This window comes from Xanthobacter cornucopiae, from assembly GCF_043195065.2.
Lineage (GTDB): Bacteria > Pseudomonadota > Alphaproteobacteria > Rhizobiales > Xanthobacteraceae > Xanthobacter.
On the sequence record NZ_CM195531.1, the window covers coordinates 866,377 to 889,676 of the forward strand.

A 23,300-nucleotide genomic window follows, 5' to 3' on the forward strand; every position below is an offset into this window, starting at 1 on the left:
TCTCTGTAGAGTAGGGATGAAGCGCCTTGCCCCGTTACTGGGGCAGGTTTCTTCATCCCCCTCTCCGAACCGGACGTGCAAGTTTCCCGGCATCCGGCTCTCCATGCGTGGCGATTGCCACGGGTGGCCCTCACAATAGGGCGAGGGTGTTGGTCGCCTCCCAGAACTTGTTGGCTCCGTTCAGGAACCACTCATCCGGGGTGGCGTTCCATCCGTTCGGTATACGTATGCCCCGGTCCGGGAAGCGTTTCTGGTGAGCCTCGGTAAACAGAGCGACTTGCCGTTTGCCGTGTTGCCAGCGTTTTCGCTTCCCGCTCCTCGATTGCGCATATTGGCGGAACAGCTCCGCCCACGTTGTTTTATCGTGTTTCCTGCGCAACCAAAGAGTAATGCGCTGATCCAGCCACCAATCGAGTTTGCCAAACTCCTTCCACGCCCGTGAGGCATATCGGTAGTAGTTTCGCCACCCGATGATCATTGGATTGATGGTGCCTATGAGATCGGCGAGAGTCCGGCCGGTTGGCGTTTTCCTCACCTTGCCCTTGATCTTGTCGCGCAACAATTGCAGCTTGCTCTTCGGGATGAAGAGATTGCCGACGTGCCGGCCCGTTGCGGGCGACCGTTGCTGTACGACTCGATAGCCGAGAAAGTCGAAGCCTTCTCGGACATCGGTGATGCGGGTCTTTTCCATCGACAACTCCATACGCAATTCCTCTTTGAGGAACTGCGCCAGCGCGTGACGCTCCTCTTCGGCCTCCTGCCGGGTTCCTTGCACGAGGACGACAAAATCGTCCGCGTAGCGCACCATGTAGAAGGTTGGACGGCCAAGCTTGCGATCCCAGCTGTGGCGACCGCTTACTTTGCTTACTCCCTCCCTTGGGTCAGGAATCCAGCGTTTATATCGCTCGTCGATAGCCGACAGATAGATATTGGCCAACAACGGCGAGATGACGCCCCCTTGCGGGGTTCCCGTCACCGGATGTCGAAGATTGCCCTCGATCATGATGTCCGCCTTCAGGAATGCGAGTACGAGCCGCAGGACCTTGGGGTCCCGAATGCGACGACGTACCCGCTCCATGAGCACGTGATGATCGATGGCGTCGAAGCAGCCCTTGATGTCCCCCTCGATCACATAGCGGGTCCAGGATGGACCAGTGGATGAAGGATGCAGGCGTTGTTGAATTCGCGCCAATGCATCATGAGTGCTTCGACCGGGCCGGAAGCCATACGAGATGGGATAGAAATCCGCCTCGAATATGGGCTCCAGCACCATTTTGAGCGCCATTTGAACCAGTCGATCCTTCAGCGTGGGGATGCCCAATGGCCTGAACTTTCCCGGCTTTCCCGGCTTCGGAATAAGCCTCTGCCGGACAGGTTGTGGCCGGTAAGTTTCTTGCCGTAGGTCTTGCCGGATTTCCTCCAGAAAACCCGTGGCGCCGTTGGCACGCTTTTGGATCGTGTCCCGCGTCACGCCGTCCGTGCCGGGTGTCCTGCTGCCCGCGTTGCGGGCGAGCCTTTCCCAGGCGTGAGACAGCGTCCTGCGGTCGCATACGAAGTTGAACAGATCCGCGAACCTCTTCTCGGGGTCCGTGGAACTCCACCGATACAGCTTGCGCTGCATGTCGAGAATGAACTCGGTATTCACCGTGTCCGACAAGTGTCGATCTCCTGCCTGCAAATTGTATCCACTGCCTGCCTTCGCCATGTGGACGGCTTTCCCGTCCTCGAACTACTACACAGGCTCCGTCCCTGCTCCGCGTGTTCGCCGGTCGATTCGACCATCCGTTCCCCGAGTGGTTCGGAAACACGGGCAGGTTCCCAAGTTCCACCGCCGTCCTTTGTCCGCTTTAGGAGCCGACTGTTCCCCGTGTGGATTCAGACCTCCGAGCCTTGCAGGCTTTCCCGGCGGCTGGCGTTTGAGTGATCAAACGCCCCTGGCGCGCACCTCTAAACAACGCGCCGGCGCTCCACAGGTCTTGCGACCGCTCCACCCACTTCCGAGTTGGTGGAGACCCTCTTGACGGGGAGTCAGCCATCGGTTCGGTTTCCCTCTCCATGGCGGTCTCGCTTGCCGGGCCGCGTCGGGATCGGAAGTCCCCTCGCGCCCGGCTTCAACGGGTTCTACTGATTTATGGCTTGTCGGAATCACCCGGCTCACCTCACCCGCTTGCTTCTCGCCCCACGCTGCACCGTGTGGCGGTCGGGGTCTTACACCCCGAAGGACTAATCGGTAGTTTTGACCGATCTGGTTTCTCCTTTTATTCCAGTTGGTTACAGACTTGGCGTACTCAGAGGAAGAGGGCGGCGCTTCGCTTCGTGACGGGCTGATAGCCGGAGAGAGAGGCTCACCGGCGTCCGTCATGGAGTAACCGACATGGCCACTGCCGCTCAGAAGATCACCCTGTCGTCCTCGCGCGATATTCCCTTCAACAAGCTGGTGCTTTCCCAGTCCAACGTCCGGCGCGTCAAGGCCGGGATCTCGGTCGAGGAACTGGCCGAGTCCATCGCGCGGCGTGGGCTGATCCAGTCCCTGCACGTCCGCCCGGTCGTAGATGCCGAGGGCAAGGAGACCGGCATGTTCGAGGTGCCCGCCGGCGGTCGCCGCTTCCGGGCGCTGGAGTTGCTGGTCAAGCAGAAACGCCTCGCCAAAATCGCGCCGGTTCCGTGTGTGGTGTCGGAGGCCAGCGCCGATGTGCTGATCGACGAGGTATCGCTCGCCGAAAACATCGAGCGCGCACCGCTGCATCCGCTCGACCAGTTCCGCGCCTTCCAGGCCATGCGGGAAAAGGGCATGACCGAGGAAGCCATTGCTGCCGCCTTCTTCGTGGATGCCAAGGTGGTGAAGCAGCGCCTGCGGCTGGTTTCTGTCTCACCGGCATTGCTCGACGTCTATGCCGAGGACGGCATGACGCTGGAGCAGCTCATGGCCTTCAGCGTCAGTTCTGACCATGGCCGTCAGGAGCAGGTCTGGGAAGCGATCAAGGATGGCTGGCAGAAGGAACCTTACCACATCCGCCGCCTGCTGACCGAAACCACAGTCCGCGCCGCTGACAAGCGGGCGGTTTTTGTCGGTATTGCCGCCTATGAGGAAGCTGGCGGCTGCGTCTTGCGCGATCTCTTCCAGCAGGACGATGGTGGCTGGCTGCAAGATCCTGTGCTGCTCGACAGGCTGGTGGGCGAAAAACTGAAGGCCGAGGCCGAAGCCATCGCCGCCGAGGGCTGGAAATGGATCGAGGTCGCCATCACCTTCCCCTATGGTCACGATCATGGCCTACGCCAGATTGTCGGCACCACGGTCGATCTGAGCGAAGAGGAACGCGCCACCCGCGAAGCATTGCGCGACGAATATGACCGGCTTGAAGCCGAATATGGCGAGGCCGACGAGCTGCCTGACGAGATCGACGCCCGCCTGGGTGAGATCGAACGGGCGCTGGAAACCTTCGAGCGCCGTCCGATGACCTTCGAGCCGGACCAGATCAGCATGGCGGGTGTCTTCATCAGCATCGACGCCGATGGCGCATTGCTGATCGAGCGTGGCTATGTTCGCGCCGAGGATGAAACGCCTGCGGAACCGGAAGCTGAAATCGTTGACCCGGAAACCGGCGAGGTGATCCAGCGGGCAGAACCGGAGGTAAGCCGCATGGGTGCAGTTATCACGCTGGGCGGCCAGGCGGTCGAAACTGAGGAGGAAGACGAGGCCGACACCATCAAGCCGCTGCCCGATCGCCTGGTCAGCGAGCTGACCGCGCATCGGACGCTGGCGCTGCGGGATGCGGTGGCAGTAAACCCGCATGTCGCTATGACGGCACTGCTGCACAGGCTGGTCATGGATTGCTTCATGCCGCATTCCAGCAAGGGATGCCTCGAAGCCCAGGTCCGGGAGGTTCATCTGCCCGCTCAGGCCGAGGATCTGCGCGATAGCGCTTCGGCCAAGGCCATCGCTGACCGCCACGAACGCTGGGGCGATCATGTCCCGGCAGACGATGCCGCCCTCTGGGATTGGCTGACCGATCTGGACGACGGTTCGCGCATGGATCTGCTCGCCCATTGCGTCAGCTTCGGTGTCAACGCGCTCTATGAAAAGCCCAACCCTTACAGCGGCGCGGGCGTTAGTCAGCACGGGCTGGACATCCGCCTGTCGCAGGCTGACCGGCTCGCCCGTTCGACCGACCTTGACATGGTAGCCGTGGGCTGGCGGCCGACGGTTGGCAATTATCTCGGTCGCGTGACCAAGCCCCGTATCCTTGAAGCCGTGCGCGAAGGGGCCGGTGATCGGGCCGCCGATCTGATCGGGCATCTGAAGAAGGGCGACATGGCGAAAGAGGCCGAACGCCTGCTGGCCGAAACCGGCTGGCTGCCCGAGCCGCTGCGCATGGTGGATGACGGAATCGGGACAGATTCGGCCACGGGCGCTGACGTAGAAGCCGACGATCTGCCCGACTTCCTCTCCGGCGATGGCGATGACGACCCGGCTGACGAAGAGGAAGAACAGCATATCGTCGCTGCTGAATAGTTCTCAGGCGGGGCGGCTTCGGCTGCCCCGTTTGCACCCTCCGTTTCCGCAACGCGCCCGGTCCTTGTGATCGGGCTTTTTCATTGGAGCGCTTCCATGCCCGCCATCATCGACGTCAATCAAATCTTTCTTGAGGATCACGAACATCCCCCATCGGAGCGCAGCTTGCCTTGGGAGGAAACCCGCGACGGCATCACCGTGGTCGTGGAGCCAAAGCCCCATTGGGCCGAAGACATGCGGGTTTTTCGGCTTAGTGCGCGTGAATATTGCCGCTACGCCGACTGGACGGCTCATGGCGCTCGTGCCCGTTTCTTCGGTCATGTCGACACATCAGGCGACGATCTGATGATGAAGGCCCGCGTTATGATCGCGCGTGAGATCGCCGATGGGCTTTGGACCTGAAGACCTGATCGCGGGGTGTCGGGCCGTGAGGATGATAGCTGTTCACCCCACAGGTCCACCTCCAGCTTCACCACAAAACCCGGCCATCCCTGCACATGGGCAAGCGACGGCCATTTCCAGCCTGATGGGAACACGATCCTGATGCCCGCATGGCGGCAAGGCTGGCGCGGCAGAGCATCTGCGGGCGGGTATCCGGCATCCTGTCAGATGCAAAGCACCACCCCCGCTTCCATTCGCAAACCTTGGTCCGATCCTTCTCTTTGACAATCAACCCGTAAAGGGTCGGCTTACGCGAGCGTGCCGCCCTCGGGGATTCGGAAAAAGTCCGAACGCCCGAGGGTGATTGCAGATCCGGTCAGACACTTCGGGCGCCTGTCGCGCGGGGGATGGTCCCCCGCCTCCAAAGACAGGAGCCGGAACCCATGTCCTATGCAGATGCCACCGCCTTCGCCGCCAGCCTCGCCGCCACGCTGATGGTCGAGATCGTCGTGTTCCAGGCCGGGGACGGCACCCACGCCGCTTGTCCCGCCGCCGAGTTCGACGGCGACGACGACATGGTGAAGCTGGAGCTGGATCCTTGGGGGTAAGGCGCGACCGCGCCTCATCCCCGACGGCCTGGCCGCGACAAGCCCGCGACCGGGCCTTCAGCGCGTCGCTATGGTTGCCCATCGCCGACGGCGGAACCGGGCTGCCCCGGTCCGAGAGGAAGAGTGCGGGCCGTTCGGCCGTGACGGGTTGAGTGTCGGAGAGAGAGGCTCACCGGCGCCCGTCATGGAGTGATCCCGATGACCTTTGTCCGTTCCGAAACCTTCCGTTCCATCGGTCAGATTCTGGCTGCCGATGTTCTGCCCGCGCTTTATCGAGCGCAAAAGCTGCCGCTGCGCATCTCTTGCCTGGGCGTCGCCAACTATGACGCCAGTGACGCGGCGAACAGCTTCGACCGCATGATCCCGCTTGGGGAATGCCCGTCACCGGAAGAGGCCATCCAGGCCGCAGCCGTGCGCGTGGCGCGCGGTGATATTTGCACGGGGCCGGACAGCTTCCCGTATTTTCAGCCGCGTATCATGCTCATTCAGGACCGAGATCAGCGCCTGGTCCTCGCCGGTGAAATCCGCGCCGGCATTATCCTCTGGCAACAGCCAGTCGCATCCGAGGCCGAGGCACGCAGGATCGTGACCGAGGCCAGCCGCCTGCGCGGTATGGCATTCAGGGCCTCGGACCCCGGTGATGCGAGACGGCTGCGTTACCGCGCCGCTGCGCTGGAGGCCCGGTTGGTCGATCCCTTCTGGCGCGAAACCTCGGCCGATCTGCTCCGCCTGCCGCAGGCCGCCTGAGCTTCACCCTTTCCATCACATTCGGCTCGGTCATACGCCGGGCCATGTCATGTTCGGAGACCGTCATGGCCGACTATTACACGCACTTTTCCTGCCTCCTCGACGTAGGCACCCCCGAAAACGCCGCCCGCGCGCTCGAGCTCTACAACGCTCTGGCGGATGACAATGCCGCCGAAGACCCGCCATCGGAAGGCTTCCTGCTATCCATCCAGCCAGAACATGGTGGCACACAGCTCTGGATGCGCGATGACGTCACCGGCGATCCCGAGCATGTCATCCAGTTCGTCAAACGCTGCGCCACCGAGTTCGGCCTGACGGGTCTATGGGGCCTTCAATACGCAAACAGTTGTTCTCGACCCCGCCTGGATGGGTTCGGTGGCGGCGCGCACGTCCTCGATCTCGCCACCGGCGAAACGGTGGACTGGATCTATACCGATGGCTGGCTTTCCTCGGTTCTTGAAGGGAGAGATCCCTATGCCTGAGATCATCGAAACCACCGTCTATCGTCTCGATGAGCTTTCCGATGCGGCGAAGGACAAGGCCCGCGCCTGGTATCGTGAGGGCGGCTTCGACTATGACTGGTACGATGCCGTCTATGAAGATTTCCAGCGTATCGCCGAAATCCTCGGGCTGAACCTCAAGACCCGCACCGTCCGGTTGATGGGCGGCGGCACCCGGCAGGAACCCTGCATCTGGTTCCGGGGCTTTTGGTCGCAAGGTGACGGTGCCTGTTTTGAATGTTGGTATTCCTACCAGAAACATGGGCCGCGCCAGATTAGGGAATACGCCCCGCAGGACATCGAACTGCACCGCATCGCCGACGCCCTTCAGGCGATCCAACGCCGCAACTTCTATCAGCTTCGCGTCGAGGCCAGCCATCGCGGCCATTATTATCACGAATACTGCATGGCGATCTCGGTCGAGCGAGACAGCCCGACCTGGCAGGACATGACCGCCGATGCCGAGGAGACGATCATCGAGGCGCTGCGCGATCTGGCTCGATGGCTCTACCGCCAGCTTGAACGCGAATATGATTATCTGTCCTCGGACGAAGTGGTCGATGAAACCATCGCCGCCAATGAATACACCTTCACCGAATCCGGTCGCCGCTTCGGATGATCCCGGGAAGACACTGACAAGCGCCCCGCCGTCCGGTTGGGGCGCTTTTTCTTATGCTGCGGTTTGAGAGTCGGAGGTGGGCCGGAAAGGGTCAGGTCCGGGTGGTCGAGAGAGAGCGCCGTCCGAGCTTGTCCTTCCCGCTCTCCTGAGGTTCCCGCCATGAACATGGTTTTCCCCGTGGCCGATCCGGTCACGCCGATCGCAGTTGCGCCCGCGATCCTGGCTGCGGCCAATCTTTTGCTCCCCCATCTCGAACGCGGTGAACGCATCGATGCCGCCACCTTGCGCCGTGCTATGGAAACGGCCTTCGGCGCATCCGATGCTACCGGCGCCTGGGACTGGAAGCTGGCCTATGAGGCCTGCGAAGTTGCTACCGTCCTTTTTTTACGCAAATACGGAAAGGCGCTTTTCCGCAAAGCCGCGTCTCCGGCTGCACGGCTTTCCGTGCTGGCAAAGATCGCCGGACTATTGCCGACGCAGACCCGGCGTTCCGAGGAAAGCCAGAATTTCCAGCAGTTTTCGACACCGCTTCCGCTCGGCCTTGCCTCTCTGACAGCCGCTGCGATCACGCCTGATGACAGGGTGCTGGAACCATCGGCGGGCACCGGCCTTCTGGCGATCCTGGCGCAGACCGCCGGCGGCTCGCTGATCCTCAACGAACTGGCCGATACCCGCGCTGAACTGTTGGCCGAGCTCTTTCCGGCCTTTGCCGTCAACCGGTTCGACGCCGCCCAGATCGACGATCATCTAGCCCCGGATGTCGTCCCGTCCGTGGTGCTGATGAACCCGCCATTCTCGGTCATGGCCAATGTCAACGGGCGTGTCGCTGATGCGGCCTATCGCCATGTTGCCTCGGCGCTGGCTCGCCTTGCTCCTGGCGGTCGGCTGGTGACGATCACTGGCGCAGGCTTTGGCCCGGAAGCTCTGGCATGGCGGGACGCGTTCATCCGCTTGCAGGCCCGCGGCCGGGTGGTCTTCACCGCCGCCGTTGATGGCGCGGTCTATGCAAAGCACGGCACCACTTTTCCCACGCGGCTGACCGTGATCGACAAACTGCCCGCCGAAGATCCGGCGAGTTTTCCGGCCTCATCGGGAACTGCACCCGATGTTGCCACGCTGATCGGATGGATCGAGGCGCATGTCCCACAGCGTTCGCCGGTATCATTACCGAAGATTGTCGTGCCCGCTTCGACCGCCGCGCCGAAAACTGTGCGAGGCTATCTGGCCCGCGCGACAGCACCGCGGCCTGCCGCTGCTCCGGCCAACGATCCGGAGGGCGTCGAACTCGTCTATGAGACCGTGGACTGGACGCCACCGGAAGGCGCTCGCCTGTCCGACGCCATCTATGAGGAATATGCGCTGCAATCGCTGCGCATCCCAGACGCACAGCCGCATCCGACCAAGCTGGTGCAATCCGCCGCCATGGCCTCGGTCGCACCGCCCAAACCGTCCTACCAGCCCATGCTGCCCGCCGACATCTGCGCGCGTCTGTCGGACGCCCAGCTCGAAACGGTGATCTATGCCGGTGAAGCCCATGCCGATCATCTCGCCGGCGCATGGACCGTGGATGAGCATTTCGACAATGTGAGCGCTGCACCCGAGGATGCTGCCGGATCGATCCGCTTTCGCCGGGGCTTCATGCTCGGTGACGGAACCGGCGCTGGCAAAGGCCGCCAGTCCGCCGCCATCATTCTCGACAACTGGCTGCGCGGTCGGCGCAAGGCGATCTGGATCTCCAAATCCGACAAGCTGATCGAGGACGCGCAGCGCGACTGGTCGGCGCTCGGCATGGAACGGCTGCTGGTCACGCCGCTGTCACGCTTCCCTCAAGGCGTAAAGATCAAGCTGTCGGAAGGCATCCTTTTTACTACCTATGCCACGCTACGCTCCGACGACCGGGGCGAGAAGGTTTCCCGCGTCAAGCAGATCGTTGAATGGTTGGGGTCCGATTTCGATGGAGCCATCATATTCGACGAGAGCCATTCCATGCAGAATGCCGGTGGCGGCAAAGGCGAACGCGGTGATGTCGCCGCTTCGCAGCAGGGACGTGCGGGCCTGCGGCTCCAACATGCGCTGCCCGACGCCCGCGTGGTTTATGTCTCGGCAACCGGCGCCACCACCGTCCACAATCTCGCCTATGCGCAGCGCCTCGGCCTCTGGGGTGGTGAGGATTTTCCGTTCCAGACGCGTGCCGAGTTCGTCGAGGCGATCGAAGCTGGCGGCGTTGCGGCCATGGAAGTTCTGGCCCGCGACCTGCGATCTCTCGGCCTCTATACCGCCCGCTCACTCTCCTATGATGGCGTCGAATATGAACTGATCGAGCATCAGCTCACTGACGAACAGCGGCACATCTACGACTCATATGCTGCCGCCTTCGCCGTCATTCATGGGAATCTGGACGCGGCGATGGAAGCTGCCAACATCACCGGCAGCGAGGGGACGCTGAACCGGCAGGCCAAATCCGCCGCCCGTTCGGCCTTTGAAAGCACGAAGCAGCGCTTCTTCGGCCATCTGCTGACCTCCATGAAAACCCTGACCCTGATCCGGTCCATCGAGGCCGATCTGGAAGCGGGCCATGCCGCCGTCATCCAGATCGTCTCGACTGGCGAAGCCCTGATGGAACGGCGGCTGTCCGAGATCCCGACCGAGGAATGGAACGATATTTCCGTCGATGTCACGCCGAGGGAATATGTCGGCTCGTATTTGCAGCATTCCTTCCCGGTGCAGCTCTATGAACCCTTCACCGATGGCGAGGGCAACCTGTCGTCACGCCCCGTCTTCCGCGATGGTCAGCCGGTGAAATGCCGTGAAGCCGTGGCGCGGCGCGACGAGATGCTGGAGCAGCTGGGTTCGCTTCCGCCTGTCCCCGGAGCGCTCGACCAGATCGTGCAGTGCTTCGGCACGGATATGGTGGCCGAGGTCACAGGCCGTTCGCGCCGGATCGTGCGCAAGGGTGATGGGGTATCGGCACGTCTTGCGGTCGAGAACCGTGCGCCTTCTGCCAATCTTGCCGAGACCTCGGCCTTCATGGATGACCAGAAGCGCGTTCTGGTCTTCTCTGATGCCGGTGGTACGGGGCGCAGCTATCACGCCGAACTCTCGGCGAAAAACCAGCGGCTGCGCGTGCATTACCTGCTGGAACCTGGCTGGAAGGCCGATGCCGCCATTCAGGGGCTGGGTCGCACCAACCGTACCAATCAGGCGCAGCCGCCGCTCTTCCGGCCCATCGCCACGGATGTCAAAGCCGAGAAGCGCTTTCTCTCGACCATCGCCCGCCGCCTCGACACACTGGGCGCGATCACACGCGGCCAGCGCCAGACCGGCGGTCAGGGGCTGTTCCGTCCCGAGGATAATCTGGAATCCGCCTATGCTCGCGATGCGTTGCGCCAGCTCTATCTTCTGATTGTGCGCGGCAAGGTCGAGGGATGCTCGCTCGAACGGTTTGAATCCGCAACCGGCCTGAAGCTGATGGACGGCAATGGTGTGAAGGACGACCTGCCACCGATCACCACCTTCCTCAACCGCCTGCTAGCATTGACCATCGAATTGCAGGGTATCCTGTTCGCCGCCTTCGAGCAGCTTCTGCAGGCGCGTATCGACGGGGCGATTGCATCCGGCACCTATGATATGGGGCTGGAAACGCTGAAGGCCGAAAGTTTCATCGTCACCGACCGGCAAGTGATCCACACCCATCCGGGCACCGGCGCGGAAACCCGGCTCCTGACGCTCACCGAGCGCAAACGCAATCAGCCGGTCACGCTCGATGCGGCCCTCGCGGAACTGGATGATCCCCGCGCAAGATTGCTCATCAACGAGCGATCCGGGCGTGCCGCCGTGCAGATCCCGACCACCAGCGTCATGCTGGATGATGGTGAGATCGAACGGCGTGTGCGGCTGATCCGGCCCATGGAGACGATGAACATTCCTGTGCGGGCGATGGGTGAGACCCACTGGATCGAGGCCGACCGTGCCGCCTTCACCGTGTCCTGGAAGGCGGAACTGGCCGAGGTGCCGGAGTTCACCGACAGCATCCTGCATATGGTGACAGGGCTGCTTCTGCCGATCTGGAAACGCCTGCCGCAGGACTCCGCCCGCGTCTATCGGCTCCAGACCGACGAGGGCGAACGCATCATCGGTCGCCGGGTATCGCCGGCATGGGCCGCCAATGCCTCGACCAGTGGCGTCACCAGCAGCCTGACACCGGATGCCGCCTATGCCGCGCTGATCGAAGGTCGCACGATCCTTGATCTCGCCGAGGGGCTGCAACTGCGCCGCGTCCGCGTCATGGGGGCCAACCGGATCGAACTGACCGGCTTTACTGATCCGATGCGCGACCGGCTGCGGGCCTATGGTCTCTTCAGCGAGATCATCTCCTGGAAATTGCGCTTCTTCGTGCCCGTCGATGCAACGGGGCCGGAGATCATCGGCAAGCTGCTTGAACGCTTCCCCGTTGAGCGCATCGGCGAGCGGGAGGCCGCATAATGGCGCGCCTCAACGCTTCCGAACTGGCGCAGCGTCTCGGCCGACAGGCCGAGGCGGTGTGCCGTCACTATCTGTCGAATGGTCGCAAACAGGGCAATTACTGGCAGGTTGGTGATGTCCGAAACACGGCTGGCCGCTCCATGTTCGTCCGGCTGCACGACAGCGTGAAAGGCATTGCCGGTAAATGGCAGGACTCGGCCACGGGTGAATATGGCGATCTGCTCGATGTCATCCGGGATTCGCTCGGTCTGATCGACTTCGCCGACGTTGCCGAAGAAGCCCGGCGCTTCCTCACCCTGCCGCATCCTGAACCGCAGCCGCCATCCCGTCCGTCCCGAACGCCAACACCATCGAGATCATCCGAGGCCGCACGCCGCCTCTGGCGCATGACCCAGCCGCTGATCGACAGTACCGCAGAAGCGTATTTACGCGGACGCGGCATTACAGATTTACGCCAGACCACAAATCTGCGCTTCCACCCCAACTGCTACTGGCGGCCCGAGGATGATGGCCCGACGCAAGCCTGGCCCGCCATGATCGCCGCCGTCACCGACCTCAGTGGCAGGATCACCGGCGCACATCGCACATGGCTGGCCCCGGACGGTTCCGGCAAGGCATCCATCGATCCGCCGAGGAAGGCAATGGGCGACCTGCTCGGACATGCGGTTCGTTTCGGGTGCGTGAGGGATGTCATGGCAGCGGGGGAAGGTATCGAAACCATCCTGTCGCTGCGTCAGGCTCTGCCCACCATGCCGATGGTTTCCGCGCTCTCGGCCGGACACCTCGCTGCCATCCTGTTCCCGCCGCAACTGCGCAGGCTCTATATCGTCCGCGACAACGATCCGGCAGGTGACAGCGCCCGCGATAGCCTGGTGGACCGGGCGGTTGATGCCGGGATCGAGGCCATCACGCTCTCGCCCGTGATGGGGGACTTCAACGAAGATCTCGCAACTTACGGGCTGGATGCCGTTCGGGCAGAAATCCGGGTGCAAATCGCTCCCGAGGACGTCTGCCGCTTCATGGCTTCAAGTGCATAGCCGGTACGGGGCCGTGATCGGGCCGTTCCGATCCTGTCATGCGCGCAGGCTGCATCCTGTCACCAGCAGAGGACCGCGCCTTGGCCTTCCGAGAGGGCGATCGGCCCACAAACGCTTCGGTCAGGCAATGGCGGCGCCCGACTGATTTCCGTCGGCGGGCAAGCCCGCCTTTACAGCGCGAAACAAATCAGCCGGGCTTTGCCATCAAGGCCCTCGCCACAGGCTCGCGCTGCCAGACCGGAGCGCCCGTGAGCTTTCGTCGCCATGAAGGCCGCGACGGTCGCGGTCCAACTGACGGAAGCATCCCATGTACGCGCACGACGATTTCGAACCCGATCACAGCACGTCCCCGACCGGCCATGCCATCGAAGAACTCGAACTCTACGGCTATCGCCCCTCCGAAGACGAAGCCGATCCCCGGATCACACCCGAAAATCACGTCATCCAGGGCGCAGTCTCCGACATCTTCGATGCCCTGATTTCCACCATGGCCGACACCAGCCTCGATTTTGACCTCGACGAGATCCTCTGGTCCACCGTCAACACCTTCCACCGCGCTGTCGAGCGGATCGAAACGAAACTCGACGATAACGAGCAGGCACAGAAGCGCCTTCAGCGCGAACAGGACGGCAGCGAGGTCAAATCCGTCCAGCTCGAGACACTGATCGGCGCGGGGCAAAGCCTGATCGAGCGCCGCGACAGCATGGAAACCTTCCGCGAGACCGCCGCCGACATCTATTTGCGCACCACCGGTACGCCCTGGTCGCAACGCTCCGGCTCACGGGTCAACCATCGCCAGATGACCTCGGCCATGATCGACAGCCGCGACTTCATCGCCGCCAAACGCCGGGCCGACAACGAGGTGCTGCTGCCCGCCGGACCGAAGATCGCCTTTTCGGGCGGAGACGCCACCGATCACCGGACGATCTGGGCCAAGCTCGATCAGGTTCACGCCAAGCACCCGGACATGGTGCTGATGCACGGCGGATCACCCAAGGGCGCGGAACGCATCGCGGCCACCTGGGCCAATAACCGCAAGGTCGCACAGGTCGCCTTCAAACCTGACTGGGCAAAACATGCCAAGGCAGCACCGTTCAAGCGCAATGACCAGATGCTCTCCATCATGCCGATCGGGGTCATCATCTTCCCCGGCACGGGTATTCAGGACAACCTGGCCGACAAGGCCCGCAAGATGGGCATCCCGGTCTATCGCTTTGGGATAGGCAGCGCATGAGCGCTGCCTATCCACATCACCGCGCGCCGGATGGTCGAAGCCACCGATCATTCCGGCTCGCGCAGCTGTCCATGTTCATGCTAGATTCTCTTTTGCCCATGGTGGTGGTGGAGGGCGCGACCGTTCAATCCCTTGCACGGAGACACCACCATGATCGTTCTCGGAATTCTTGTTTCCATCGCAGCCATCGGCACCATGTGCTGGCTGATGTTCAACCTTGCCGTCTTTGCGCTGCCGTTCTTCATCGGCCTGAATGCTGGCACCTGGGCTTATGGCACGGGTTCTGGTTGGCTTGGCGCGATATTCGTTGGACTCGTCGCCGCCGGCCTGACACTGGTTGTCGGTCAGGGCTTGCTCGTGCTGATCCGCCCGATCTGGGCGCGATTGCTAATCGCCCTAGCCTTTGTTGCACCCGCGGGCATAGCCGGGTTCTACGCCACCCTCGGTATCGTCAAGCACATGATGCCGTCTGAGACATGGCAACTCATCTTCTCGGTCATCGGTGCGGTCGCAGTGGGCGTGACGGCTTTCCTGTGCGTCGCGGGCACGGCGGCGACCGATGCCTCCGCCGGAGGGTTTTCGCGCGCCTGAAAGGCTGCGCATAGTTACTTTGAGCCCAAAGCTACCGTTCGGATGCTTGCTTTGTATCTCTGTTCACGACCAGTTATACGCCATTTTGCGGCAGCGACACTGACGACGCGTCCGATCCATGAGCCGCCTTCAGCCAAGAGTAAAATGGCCCACCAACTTCGAGTCCATATTTTACCAACGACGTACCTAACTCAGCGTCGAAATATTGGCGCACCTCTGTGATCTGAACCCGTCATACTTCGTTCTCCTTTGGAGCGGCCGAGCTTTGCTCACGTTCAGCAAAGTCACTAATTGACGCCTTGCCGGTTACCCGTCCACCGAGCACTTCAGTCATAACCCTTTCGAAAGCCTCGACGACCTTACCCGGTGTTTCAACGAGCTTGTGCTCGAACAGCAGAGCATCGTGCATTGGCAAAACGACCCTAGCGTCTTGAATGGAGGCAACTGCCAGCAGCGTCCGCTTGAATATCAACGATGCAGTTCCCTGGACGACTTGGCTGACGGCTGAACGCTGCTCTTTACCTGTTAGTTGGCCTCCGTTGGCTCGCCGGTAATGGTTGCCTAGGATAGTGGCTACCCGGCCGGAACTCTGAAATTCGCTCCACACTTCCTTTTTCCATTCTTCGTAGCGTTGGAAAAGTCGGAACGCCCCCTTTGCCTTCTGCCTGTCAACGCCGAGGGATACGGCGGCGTCCACAAGCGCCTTGCGGCTCATTCCGTAAGCATAAGACAGAAACAACTGCTTGGCGGCCTTACGATTTCCGACAAGACCCAAGTGCGTAGTCGCGAAGAGAGCGTACATGTCACCATCCGAATAGAGCCGCTTAAGCTCCTCATCCCCTGACAGGGCTGCCATGATTCCGACCTCGAACTGGTCGAAGTCGACGTAGCCGAGTTGGGCGTCACCACGAGCGGTGATGATTGACCGATATCTTTTCGGGATGTTCTGGAGGCTGGGACTACGAAGTTGTACACGGGATGTGCGCGAACCGAATACGTCAACCACCGGTCGCGTGCAGTCTGTCGACAACGTAAGGGAGCCGAGAACTTTGCGTGTCGTGTCCAAGGCGAGAAGTGCCATGGTGTCACCGCCGAAGTCGCGCTCGTGCGGCACGAACTCAAGGAGGTACTCGACCGAAACCTCGTCCAGCTCAAAGCCCTCCTTGACCAGCTTGGCTTCAATGGCACGCCTGCTCGGCGTTTCGAGCGGCATGTCGTGTTTCGCGGAATAATCCTTCAGTTGCAGGAAATAGTCGTGCTCCGCCTGAGCCCGTTTGTTCGAAAGCCCTGCCGTGTCAATTGAGATGCCGGCAGACATAGCAAGCTGGAGCAGCCGGTAGGCGGGTACCTCGACTGAGAAGAAGCGCTCAAACTCGTCGTCGACGGACGCCTTCTCGCAGAGGTCGAGATACATTGCCGCTATCGCCGTTGCCGCCTTGACTGCGACCGCCTCGTCGAACGGGACGCCCTTGTTGAACATCTTTTGGTAAGTGTCACAGACCTCTTGTTCGGCCCCGTACTGCCCCAGATGCGTTGTGACGTCGCGCTTCTCCCGGGAGAGCCGTTCCTCTGGAATTCCGCTGACTGAGATGCGAAGCTCGTCGACGTCGATGATCGTACCTGGTAGCGTACCCGTCCTATCAAACAGTGCATCGCGGATCATCCAGAAGTCATGGCACACAACGGAGCCTGGAAATGTGACGACACTGGCAGCATCGGTCTCCTGGATCTGACCATCATGGAACCAGTAGAAGGCGTCCGCTCCCCTCCCGGTGAAGTCCTTTACAAAGAGTAGCAGCCTAGCGGTCAGGTCAATCATAGCCGCTAACCTCGTCGACGAGGTTCAGGAGATCCGTGCTTTCCCTTACGGCGAACGGGAGGCCATCTTCGTTGCAGTACCGCTCGGCCCTAGGCCCCGTCCCCTTTAGGCAGACGGGGACATTGCCATACAGCGGACGGCGCGCCTCTTCGTTCAGGACTGACGAGGCAATGAGGAGGTAGCGAGCGTTCTGGTAGGGTAACGTCGCGAACTCCTGCATGCACTTCTCGATCAGTGCCTTCTCATCTACGCAACGGAGCCAGATCAGTATAGCTGCTGACTCGCCCGACTTCATGTCCTCCCGCAGCTTGCGATCCGCGAGTGCGACGAGATCGTCGGACCGGTGCCGCCGCATAGCGAGCAGCATCCAGATGTTATAATTCTGCCAGTCGTGGATCGCCCCGTCCTCTGCGAGCAAGAACGCCTCCAGGGCCGGTAAGCAGCGCCCATCACGATCGAGCGTGGCGATCAACCGACAGTACTGATCAGTCGTAACGGCGTGCTCGGAGAGCGAGCGCGACAGTGTGTCGAGAAGGTTGACCGACAACGCGTCGCCTACGTCGAAGAGGCCGGACTCCACGATCTTCGCCACCCGGTTCACGGCGAAGCGGAAGGTCCGCGTCTGCGAATCACCATCTGCAATGCACCGGCTCAGAATCTCGAAGATGTACGTTACCGACCTGGTCACGATTCGACGGCTGCGGGACTGCCACATCTGGTTGATCGCGATGGTGGAACTGTCCTGTGACGGGAAGTACTCCGCGACTTTCTCACTCGACACGTCGGGCGCAAGTATCTCGGTCTTGTTGGCGTTGATATTGAGGCCGACCGTCCGCAACTGCCGGATAAGGTCCTGGAGGGCGCGCTGCGCGTGCAACTGGGAATCGGCGATGACGCGGATGTCATCGACATAGCGATAGTAATCGTAGCCCTTCCTCGTCATTGCCATGTCCACGAATGACAGCAGGATATTGGACAGGAAAGCCGATGCGTCACGGTTCTGCGGCAGCCCGTGGTCGCGGCTGAACGTCCATTGCGTGAGTAGCCGGTCGAGAGTGGCTATCGCGTTGCGGATCTGCAGCTTCTCCGGTCCGGTTGCCGCGAGGTGGGGGACTGCCTGCTCGAGCGCTTTGATGATCTGCACGCGCGAGATGTTCTCGAAGAAATTGCTCAGATCGGTGACCAGCAGATGGCGTCCCGATTTACGGAAGGTCAGCGTTACACCTTCGAACGTGAACCAGCGGTCGATTTTGTTCTTAAACAGATACTTAGCATTAAGAGGAGCGGGATCGAACCGATAGCTCAGGACGCGATGGCCAAGGAGTGGATCGTAATACGGGATCAGAAAACTACAGATGGCCTGATAGACGAAGCGATCGAAAAAGTCGGTTTCCAAACCATAGCGTTCTCCATATCCTTTCTTTGGAATATTGCGAACAACGCTACGCGTACCCCGGTACTCGCCGTTCCATTCCTGCAAAAGCGAGATGATGATCCGCTTCGCCTCAGCTGGATCTTTGAAAAGATCGTCATACTGAAGGCAGTCAAAATACCAATCGTCACGCATGTCCTGACGGAGGTGCTTCAGTACCAGATCGAACTTGACTGGAAAGCCGAGCGCTTGTCCGTTCAGCCAGAATGCCGGATCAAGCACGTAGTCAATCTTTTCGTTAGCTTTACTATGATTATTCACTCTGTTATATGTGCCCCGTTTTTAGTGGATTCGGCCCCAAGTGCTGCATCCGTCTGATGCAGTGTTATCGACTGCTCAGCAAAAGCCAAGGTTCTCGCCGTTCCTTACAAAAAATTGAGGCTACCTTCACGTTGCCGCCGAAGGTAGCAGGTGTCTTCTGCCGCACCCGGCCATTCGACGTCGCGGCGCCTGACGGCGGCTTTGTCCCACAGAGCAGTCATTGCCCTTCTCGTAGCGTGACGGCTTACCTGCGCGTTGCGGGCATGGCAGCACACGACTAGGCGAACGACCGCTTTGCACCCACCGGAACCTCAATGATCCGTTGATGGCGACCAGACGCGGGTGCGGATCATCTTCCATCTTCGTCAGGAAAATGGTGGTAGACACCGGGCACGCATCGGAGCAGCGTGAGGCGCAGACGAGGCCCATAGGAGCGCGGAACGGTCAGCGCGAGCGTTTGTGGTCTGACCAGAACTCGGTTGGGAGCAGTGCCGATAGAACAGGCCGGGAAGAAAGATGCGCATGACCTGAGATGGCGGGGTGACAAAAAGGCCGGTATTACCCGTCTGGTCATCATGATGGCCTCAAGATTGCCACGTCTCCGTTCAGCCCCCGTGTCTCAACCGCTCCAAACGGCCTCTTCAATGGCCTGATCTGGCCGAAGAACAGCGCGATGCGCTTCGACCGCTTTAGCGCAACAGCGTCGTCACAACTTTCTTCCCCTGTCGGCAAAGCCGCCATTCCGCGCGGAACAAGAAAGTTCCTCCTGTGCTGTCCAGCCCCTTTGGGGTGCGCCAGCGGTCGTCTCCGGCCGGTCGATCGCCATCGAGGCCGCAATGGTGCGGGCTCGGAAACGGAAAACGGAGACTTAAAATGGCAACCATCGGCACCTTCAAGAAGATCGGCTCGAACGAATTCACCGGCGACATCGTCACCCTCAGCGTCCAGGCCAAGGGCGTGCGCATCATCCCCGACCTGCGCGCCACCGGCGAGAACGCCCCCAGCCACCGCGTTCTGGTCGGTCGCGCCGAAATCGGCGCCGCCTGGTCCAAGCGCTCCAACGAGGGCCGCGACTATCTGGGCCTCAAGCTGGACGATCCGAGCTTCAACGCTCCGATCTACGCCAACCTTTTCGACGAAGAAGACGGCGAAACCTTCTCCCTCATCTGGTCCCGCCCCAACGGTCGCCGCGGCGACTGAGGCGCGGAACAAAGGCTCCGACCGCAAGGTCGGGGCCTTTCTCATGCCTGCGGGAAAGTCGCCAGGCCCGGTGACCTGTCCGGGCTGGAACTGCTCAGCCGGTCAGGATCGGGATCATGGTTTTCACATGGGCGTCGATCCGTTCCAGCACGAGCGGGGGGACCACTTCGCGTTCCGGCAGGGTCCACCATTTTGCATCGATGCGTTTCACCGTCTCGACAACGGCCTTGAGCACGGCTGGCTCGGGAAGCCTTGCCCGATTGGCAAACGTCTTCCAGCGGGCCGGGGCCAGGCCCTTGAAGGCCCGCTCCCCGCCCAGAGACAGCGCCAGCCCATCTGCCGGAATATAGGGCACGGTCGAAAGCATGTCGTAGATCGGTGCAAGCGCGGGCGTGTCGCCGTCGCCCGGATAGATCAGCGACCAGTTCTTGAGGTGCATGTCGCCATTGCCCATGACCACCGAGAAGGTCAGCCGCCGGACAAACTCCAGCGCGGCGAACGGCGAGATCGCAACATTCAGCACAGAGGCGATATCGTGGGAGGCGGCGCCATCATATTTGCGCGCCGGGTACAGGCCGAAAACCTGCGCGAAATCCTCGATATGGATGCGCTGCCCGTCTGTCCCGCGATCAAAACGCCGCACGAGCAGAACCAGCCCCTCGGCAAGTGTTTCGAACTCTTCGGGTATCCCCTCGAACTGGTCTCGGCTGACCAGTTCCCGCTCGGGCACGTCCATGCCGATTGCTTCGGAAAGCGCGAGGTTCGCAAACTCGTTTTCCGACACGCCCGGAAAGGCGGTCGAGGGGAATTTTGCAATATACTGGCCCTCGTCATCCCCGAGCGGCAAGGTCAGTCCGCCACCCTTGCCGGTGTTCTGCATCACCGAGAGCTTCATCTGCACGCCCGCCAGCGAGAAGCGGGCTTTTGGCCGCCCTTGGGATGGGGCCGCCCCGATGCCCGGTTGACCGTCACTGGGCAGCACCCGAACGGCACCCGGCAGATCCGCGCCTAGAGCTGCCAGGAGATCGAAATCATTCCCCGGCCGCACATTGCCCGCATGGTGCTTTTCCATCGCCTCGCGCAGCCGGTCTTCGGGTAGCAGGTTGGCAAAGAAGGGCGGCAGGCTGCCTGCGACAGGTCGCGGATCCTTGCGCAAGCCCCCTGATGCCGCGCGCAGGGACAGGCTCAGAACCGGAATACCGCCGGCCGCGCGATAGGCCGGATCAAGGCTGAAGGCGTTGAAATCACCCGGCGTTCTGACGATCGTGCCAACCTTCGCACTGTTCAGGAACACGTCCAGCGCGGTGATGGTCTCAGCGGTACGGGCGGCTGTCATCGTCGCTCTCCGGTTGCGGGCTGAAGGCCGGATGATCGTCCTCGGCATCGGGGCGCAAAAGCGCTTCGATGGCGGGCACCATCGCCTGCGGAACCAGCATCATTTCCAGCCCAAGCGCCCTGGCAATGTTGATCAATGTCGTGGTGCGCGCAGCCGCTGCTCCCGTCTCGATGTCGCGGTAGCGCGGGCGCGAAATGCCCGCAAGATCGGCTACCTGCTCCTGGGTCAGCCCCGCTGCCAGCCGGGCGCGGCGAAAATGGTCGCCGATCAGCCCTAGTGTTTCTGCTTCCGCCTTCATGTGATGCCTCTACGGATCATTTTTGCCGCATTGATCTGAATAGGTATCATATTTTGCGCAAGATGCAACAGTATTGATCTCCAAACGCATCGTTGGAATTCCGTATGATGCGTTTAAGGATCATTCTAGGTCTGCCGTACCTCAAGACCGTGCAGGCGCTGAATATGCGGCATACAGGCGACTCAGACTGCCTGAATGCTCAGCCGTGCAAATAACGCCCTGCGCAGATTCAACGATTTCATGTGGCGTATCGGGCGAGGGCGACTAAAATAGCCGTAGTTCTGGAATGCGCGCCGGTCGCGATGGGAGGTGATCATGCATGATCACCGCTCGACAGTCGCGGGCCGCACGCGCGTTGCTGGGTTGGACGCAGGAGACGCTCGCTGACAAGGCCCGAATATCGCTGACTGCCCTGAAGCGCCTCGAGTCCGAGAACCGGCTCGAGGTGTATGAGACAACGCGGGATCAGGTGCGCCGGGCGCTTGAAGCAGCAGGGATTGTTCTCCTGTCCACGGATCGCGGGCAAGGAGTGTTGCTGGTTCATGACCAAGACGAGAAGAAATATCGCCAGATCCATGGCGCCTGATCGGCACCGGCGGCATCATCAATCCGCCGCTGCGGACCGCGCCCTGCGGCGGCTCTCGACATGACATCCGCAGTCATCCCCTTTGACGACATCGCGCCTGTCGGCAACGAGCTGACCGAATATGATCGCGCGCATGTCAAGCTCTACATGCGTTTGCTTGATGCTCACGCCGATGGTGCGGAATGGACCGAAGCCGTCAAGATTCTGTTCGGTCTCGACCCCGCCCTGGAACCAGTGCGCGCCCGGAAGGTTCATGACAGCCATCTGGCACGGGCGCGCTGGATGACACAGAGCGGCTATCGTCAGCTGCTGCGTCGTCCGACAGATCGGACCTGACCTCGGCGCCGTCGCACCAGTGATGCCCCGAGGGCATCACCTCATGTCTTCGTTCCGGCTTCCATCTTGGTAGAGGCGCCGCAATTCTTTCACGCTCCACCTGTGCAGTTTCAACCAGGAGCGGAGCAATGAAGCCGGATACATCCCGCTGGCGAGACCAGGACCAGTATGAATTCTACGACGCGTTACCCGTTGAGGGCGTCGCCTGGGAATGCCTGCGCCGTAACGCCACCTATCAAGCCAGTTTCGAAGATCTTGTAGCGCAAGGCACCGGGCATCTTCCCTTTGCGGATGACGTCCAACATCGCTGGGGGTTGCGATTTCCCGGCAGACCCCGGCTTTTCCGCTCTCGGCCAACCGGTCATCTGGTCGCCTGTTGCCAATCCGGACATGCTGCTGTTCGGGGCAGCGCCCGATTTTCTTCCGCCTTCTCCGTCCGCCTTATCGGTCGATCTTGCTGATGCCATCTGCGGACCAGAGGGGACATATGGTGTCTTTGACGCCAGAGACGGCGTTCAATATCTGATCCTCGCCGACACCGATGCCAATTCGCAGCCGGCGATCATCCTGCCACTTGACGAAAATTTGCCGGATCGGCTCGAAGCCATACTCAGGCTCTGGCACATGCTGGTCGGGAAACCCGCACGCCGCGACCCCAGGATGACGCCGTATCAGCGCCGGCGGTTCCGCCTGATGATGCAAGCCGCCGACGGAAACGCCAACCACGCGACCTATCGTGAGATTGCCATCGCCATCTACGGAGAGGCGCGCGTCCGGGCCGAACCGTGGAAGACATCGGCTTTGCGCGCCTCCGTCATCGCCCTTGTCCGATCTGCCGCCGCGCTGATCGACGGCGGTTATCAGGACCTTTTGCGCCATCGTCGCAAACCCTGACACTGACGTCTGATCGAGGGTGAGGATTCTACCCCTTCGATCTTCCTCATCCCCCATGCCGCCGCGCCTTCGCCACCGTGCGCATGTCATGCCGTTGATCGTCAGCGGCATCCTGCACAACCACGGAGGCCACCCCATGCGACCTGATCTCGCCGCCTTGCCGCCACGCTATCTGCGCACCAAGGAAGCCGCCGATTTCCTCAGTCTGTCCGCGCGCACGCTGGAAAAGCACAGAACCTACGGAACGGGACCTGCCTATCACAAGCTCGGCGGCCGCGTTGTCTATTCGGTCGAGGATCTCGCAGCCTGGGTTGCGCGCGGATCGGTTACCTCCACGTCGGACCCACGCGGACAAGTTCTCCCGGCGAAACCTATGCCGCCGACCGCATTCACCTCGCCCAAGCGCATCACGCGCTGAACACGGCG

At 61.4% G+C, this 23,300-nt stretch carries 21 protein-coding genes; 16 read left to right on the forward strand and 5 right to left on the reverse strand.

Going from position 1 to position 23,300, the window contains the following annotated elements:
• Window positions 1-130: 130 nt before the first annotated feature.
• Window positions 131-1,657 carry a group II intron reverse transcriptase/maturase gene (gene ltrA, locus V5F53_RS03785; protein ID WP_393998844.1) on the reverse strand — a complete coding sequence of 509 codons (1,527 nt, stop codon included), beginning with the start codon at window positions 1,655-1,657 and terminating at the stop codon, window positions 131-133.
• A 717-nt stretch (window positions 1,658-2,374) separates the two neighbouring features.
• Here ltrA and V5F53_RS03790 point away from each other — a divergent pair.
• The 10 genes from V5F53_RS03790 to V5F53_RS03835 all read left to right on the forward strand — a co-directional run bounded on the left by V5F53_RS03790 (window position 2,375) and on the right by V5F53_RS03835 (window position 14,712).
• Window positions 2,375-4,513 (forward strand): Spo0J and enkurin domain-containing protein, encoded by a 2,139-nt coding sequence (locus tag V5F53_RS03790; protein ID WP_393998203.1) that lies wholly within the window; start codon window positions 2,375-2,377, stop codon window positions 4,511-4,513.
• Between the two features lie 96 nt (window positions 4,514-4,609).
• Window positions 4,610-4,915 (forward strand): hypothetical protein, encoded by a 306-nt coding sequence (locus tag V5F53_RS03795; RefSeq protein ID WP_258093356.1) that lies wholly within the window; start codon window positions 4,610-4,612, stop codon window positions 4,913-4,915.
• Window positions 4,916-5,337: 422 nt separating this feature from the next.
• Entirely contained in the window at window positions 5,338-5,502 is a 165-nt protein-coding gene (locus tag V5F53_RS03800; RefSeq protein WP_015740132.1) for a hypothetical protein, read from the forward strand.
• Window positions 5,503-5,700: 198 nt separating this feature from the next.
• Complete coding sequence (locus V5F53_RS03805; RefSeq protein ID WP_393998202.1) at window positions 5,701-6,249, forward strand: hypothetical protein; 549 nt, start codon at window positions 5,701-5,703, stop codon at window positions 6,247-6,249.
• A 65-nt stretch (window positions 6,250-6,314) separates the two neighbouring features.
• Complete coding sequence (locus V5F53_RS03810) at window positions 6,315-6,731, forward strand: hypothetical protein (RefSeq protein ID WP_131389689.1); 417 nt, start codon at window positions 6,315-6,317, stop codon at window positions 6,729-6,731.
• Window positions 6,724-7,368, forward strand: coding sequence for a DUF8835 domain-containing pootine (locus V5F53_RS03815; protein WP_131389690.1), 645 nt, complete (start codon window positions 6,724-6,726; stop codon window positions 7,366-7,368). The genes V5F53_RS03810 and V5F53_RS03815 overlap by 8 nt, the downstream gene beginning before the upstream one ends.
• Before the next feature lie 159 nt (window positions 7,369-7,527).
• Window positions 7,528-11,850, forward strand: coding sequence for a strawberry notch-like NTP hydrolase domain-containing protein (locus V5F53_RS03820; RefSeq protein WP_393998201.1), 4,323 nt, complete (start codon window positions 7,528-7,530; stop codon window positions 11,848-11,850).
• A complete protein-coding gene (locus V5F53_RS03825) occupies window positions 11,850-12,887 on the forward strand; it encodes a DUF7146 domain-containing protein (protein ID WP_393998200.1) in 1,038 nt (345 codons plus the stop codon). Before V5F53_RS03820 ends, V5F53_RS03825 begins: the two co-directional genes overlap by 1 nt.
• 307 nt (window positions 12,888-13,194) lie before the next feature.
• On the forward strand, window positions 13,195-14,121 hold the full coding sequence (locus V5F53_RS03830; RefSeq protein WP_393998199.1) for a DUF2493 domain-containing protein: 927 nt from the start codon (window positions 13,195-13,197) through the stop codon (window positions 14,119-14,121).
• A 150-nt stretch (window positions 14,122-14,271) separates the two neighbouring features.
• The gene (locus V5F53_RS03835; RefSeq protein ID WP_393998198.1) at window positions 14,272-14,712 is read left to right on the forward strand and encodes a hypothetical protein; all 441 of its coding nucleotides are present in this window, start codon (window positions 14,272-14,274) and stop codon (window positions 14,710-14,712) included.
• A gap of 232 nt (window positions 14,713-14,944) precedes the next feature.
• On the opposite strand, the gene V5F53_RS03840 is transcribed toward V5F53_RS03835, so the two are convergent.
• Both V5F53_RS03840 and V5F53_RS03845 read right to left on the reverse strand, forming a co-directional pair.
• Window positions 14,945-16,531, reverse strand: coding sequence for a DNA polymerase (locus V5F53_RS03840; protein ID WP_393998197.1), 1,587 nt, complete (start codon window positions 16,529-16,531; stop codon window positions 14,945-14,947).
• Complete coding sequence (locus V5F53_RS03845; RefSeq protein WP_393998196.1) at window positions 16,524-18,185, reverse strand: RNA-directed DNA polymerase; 1,662 nt, start codon at window positions 18,183-18,185, stop codon at window positions 16,524-16,526. Before V5F53_RS03845 ends, V5F53_RS03840 begins: the two co-directional genes overlap by 8 nt.
• A 912-nt stretch (window positions 18,186-19,097) precedes the next feature.
• Here V5F53_RS03845 and V5F53_RS03850 point away from each other — a divergent pair.
• A complete protein-coding gene (locus tag V5F53_RS03850) occupies window positions 19,098-19,424 on the forward strand; it encodes a DUF736 domain-containing protein (RefSeq protein ID WP_393998195.1) in 327 nt (108 codons plus the stop codon).
• A gap of 94 nt (window positions 19,425-19,518) precedes the next feature.
• Here the strand turns inward: V5F53_RS03850 and V5F53_RS03855 are convergent, their stop codons facing one another.
• A complete protein-coding gene (locus V5F53_RS03855) occupies window positions 19,519-20,760 on the reverse strand; it encodes a type II toxin-antitoxin system HipA family toxin (RefSeq protein ID WP_393998194.1) in 1,242 nt (413 codons plus the stop codon).
• Window positions 20,738-21,058 carry a helix-turn-helix domain-containing protein gene (locus tag V5F53_RS03860; protein WP_272790989.1) on the reverse strand — a complete coding sequence of 107 codons (321 nt, stop codon included), beginning with the start codon at window positions 21,056-21,058 and terminating at the stop codon, window positions 20,738-20,740. The genes V5F53_RS03855 and V5F53_RS03860 overlap by 23 nt, the downstream gene beginning before the upstream one ends.
• Before the next feature lie 319 nt (window positions 21,059-21,377).
• Here V5F53_RS03860 and V5F53_RS03865 point away from each other — a divergent pair, with 319 nt between their 5' ends.
• The 5 genes from V5F53_RS03865 (at window position 21,378) to V5F53_RS03885 (ending at window position 23,292) form a co-directional block, all read left to right on the forward strand.
• Entirely contained in the window at window positions 21,378-21,644 is a 267-nt protein-coding gene (locus V5F53_RS03865; RefSeq protein WP_151616564.1) for a helix-turn-helix domain-containing protein, read from the forward strand.
• Between the two features lie 60 nt (window positions 21,645-21,704).
• The gene (locus V5F53_RS03870) at window positions 21,705-21,980 is read left to right on the forward strand and encodes a DNA -binding domain-containing protein (RefSeq protein ID WP_151616565.1); all 276 of its coding nucleotides are present in this window, start codon (window positions 21,705-21,707) and stop codon (window positions 21,978-21,980) included.
• A 128-nt stretch (window positions 21,981-22,108) separates the two neighbouring features.
• On the forward strand, window positions 22,109-22,441 hold the full coding sequence (locus tag V5F53_RS03875; RefSeq protein WP_235917020.1) for a transcriptional regulator domain-containing protein: 333 nt from the start codon (window positions 22,109-22,111) through the stop codon (window positions 22,439-22,441).
• Complete coding sequence (locus V5F53_RS03880) at window positions 22,371-22,874, forward strand: DUF2285 domain-containing protein (protein WP_393998193.1); 504 nt, start codon at window positions 22,371-22,373, stop codon at window positions 22,872-22,874. Before V5F53_RS03875 ends, V5F53_RS03880 begins: the two co-directional genes overlap by 71 nt.
• Window positions 22,875-23,010: 136 nt before the next feature.
• Window positions 23,011-23,292 (forward strand): helix-turn-helix transcriptional regulator, encoded by a 282-nt coding sequence (locus V5F53_RS03885; protein WP_035746363.1) that lies wholly within the window; start codon window positions 23,011-23,013, stop codon window positions 23,290-23,292.
• Window positions 23,293-23,300: the final 8 nt, after the last annotated feature.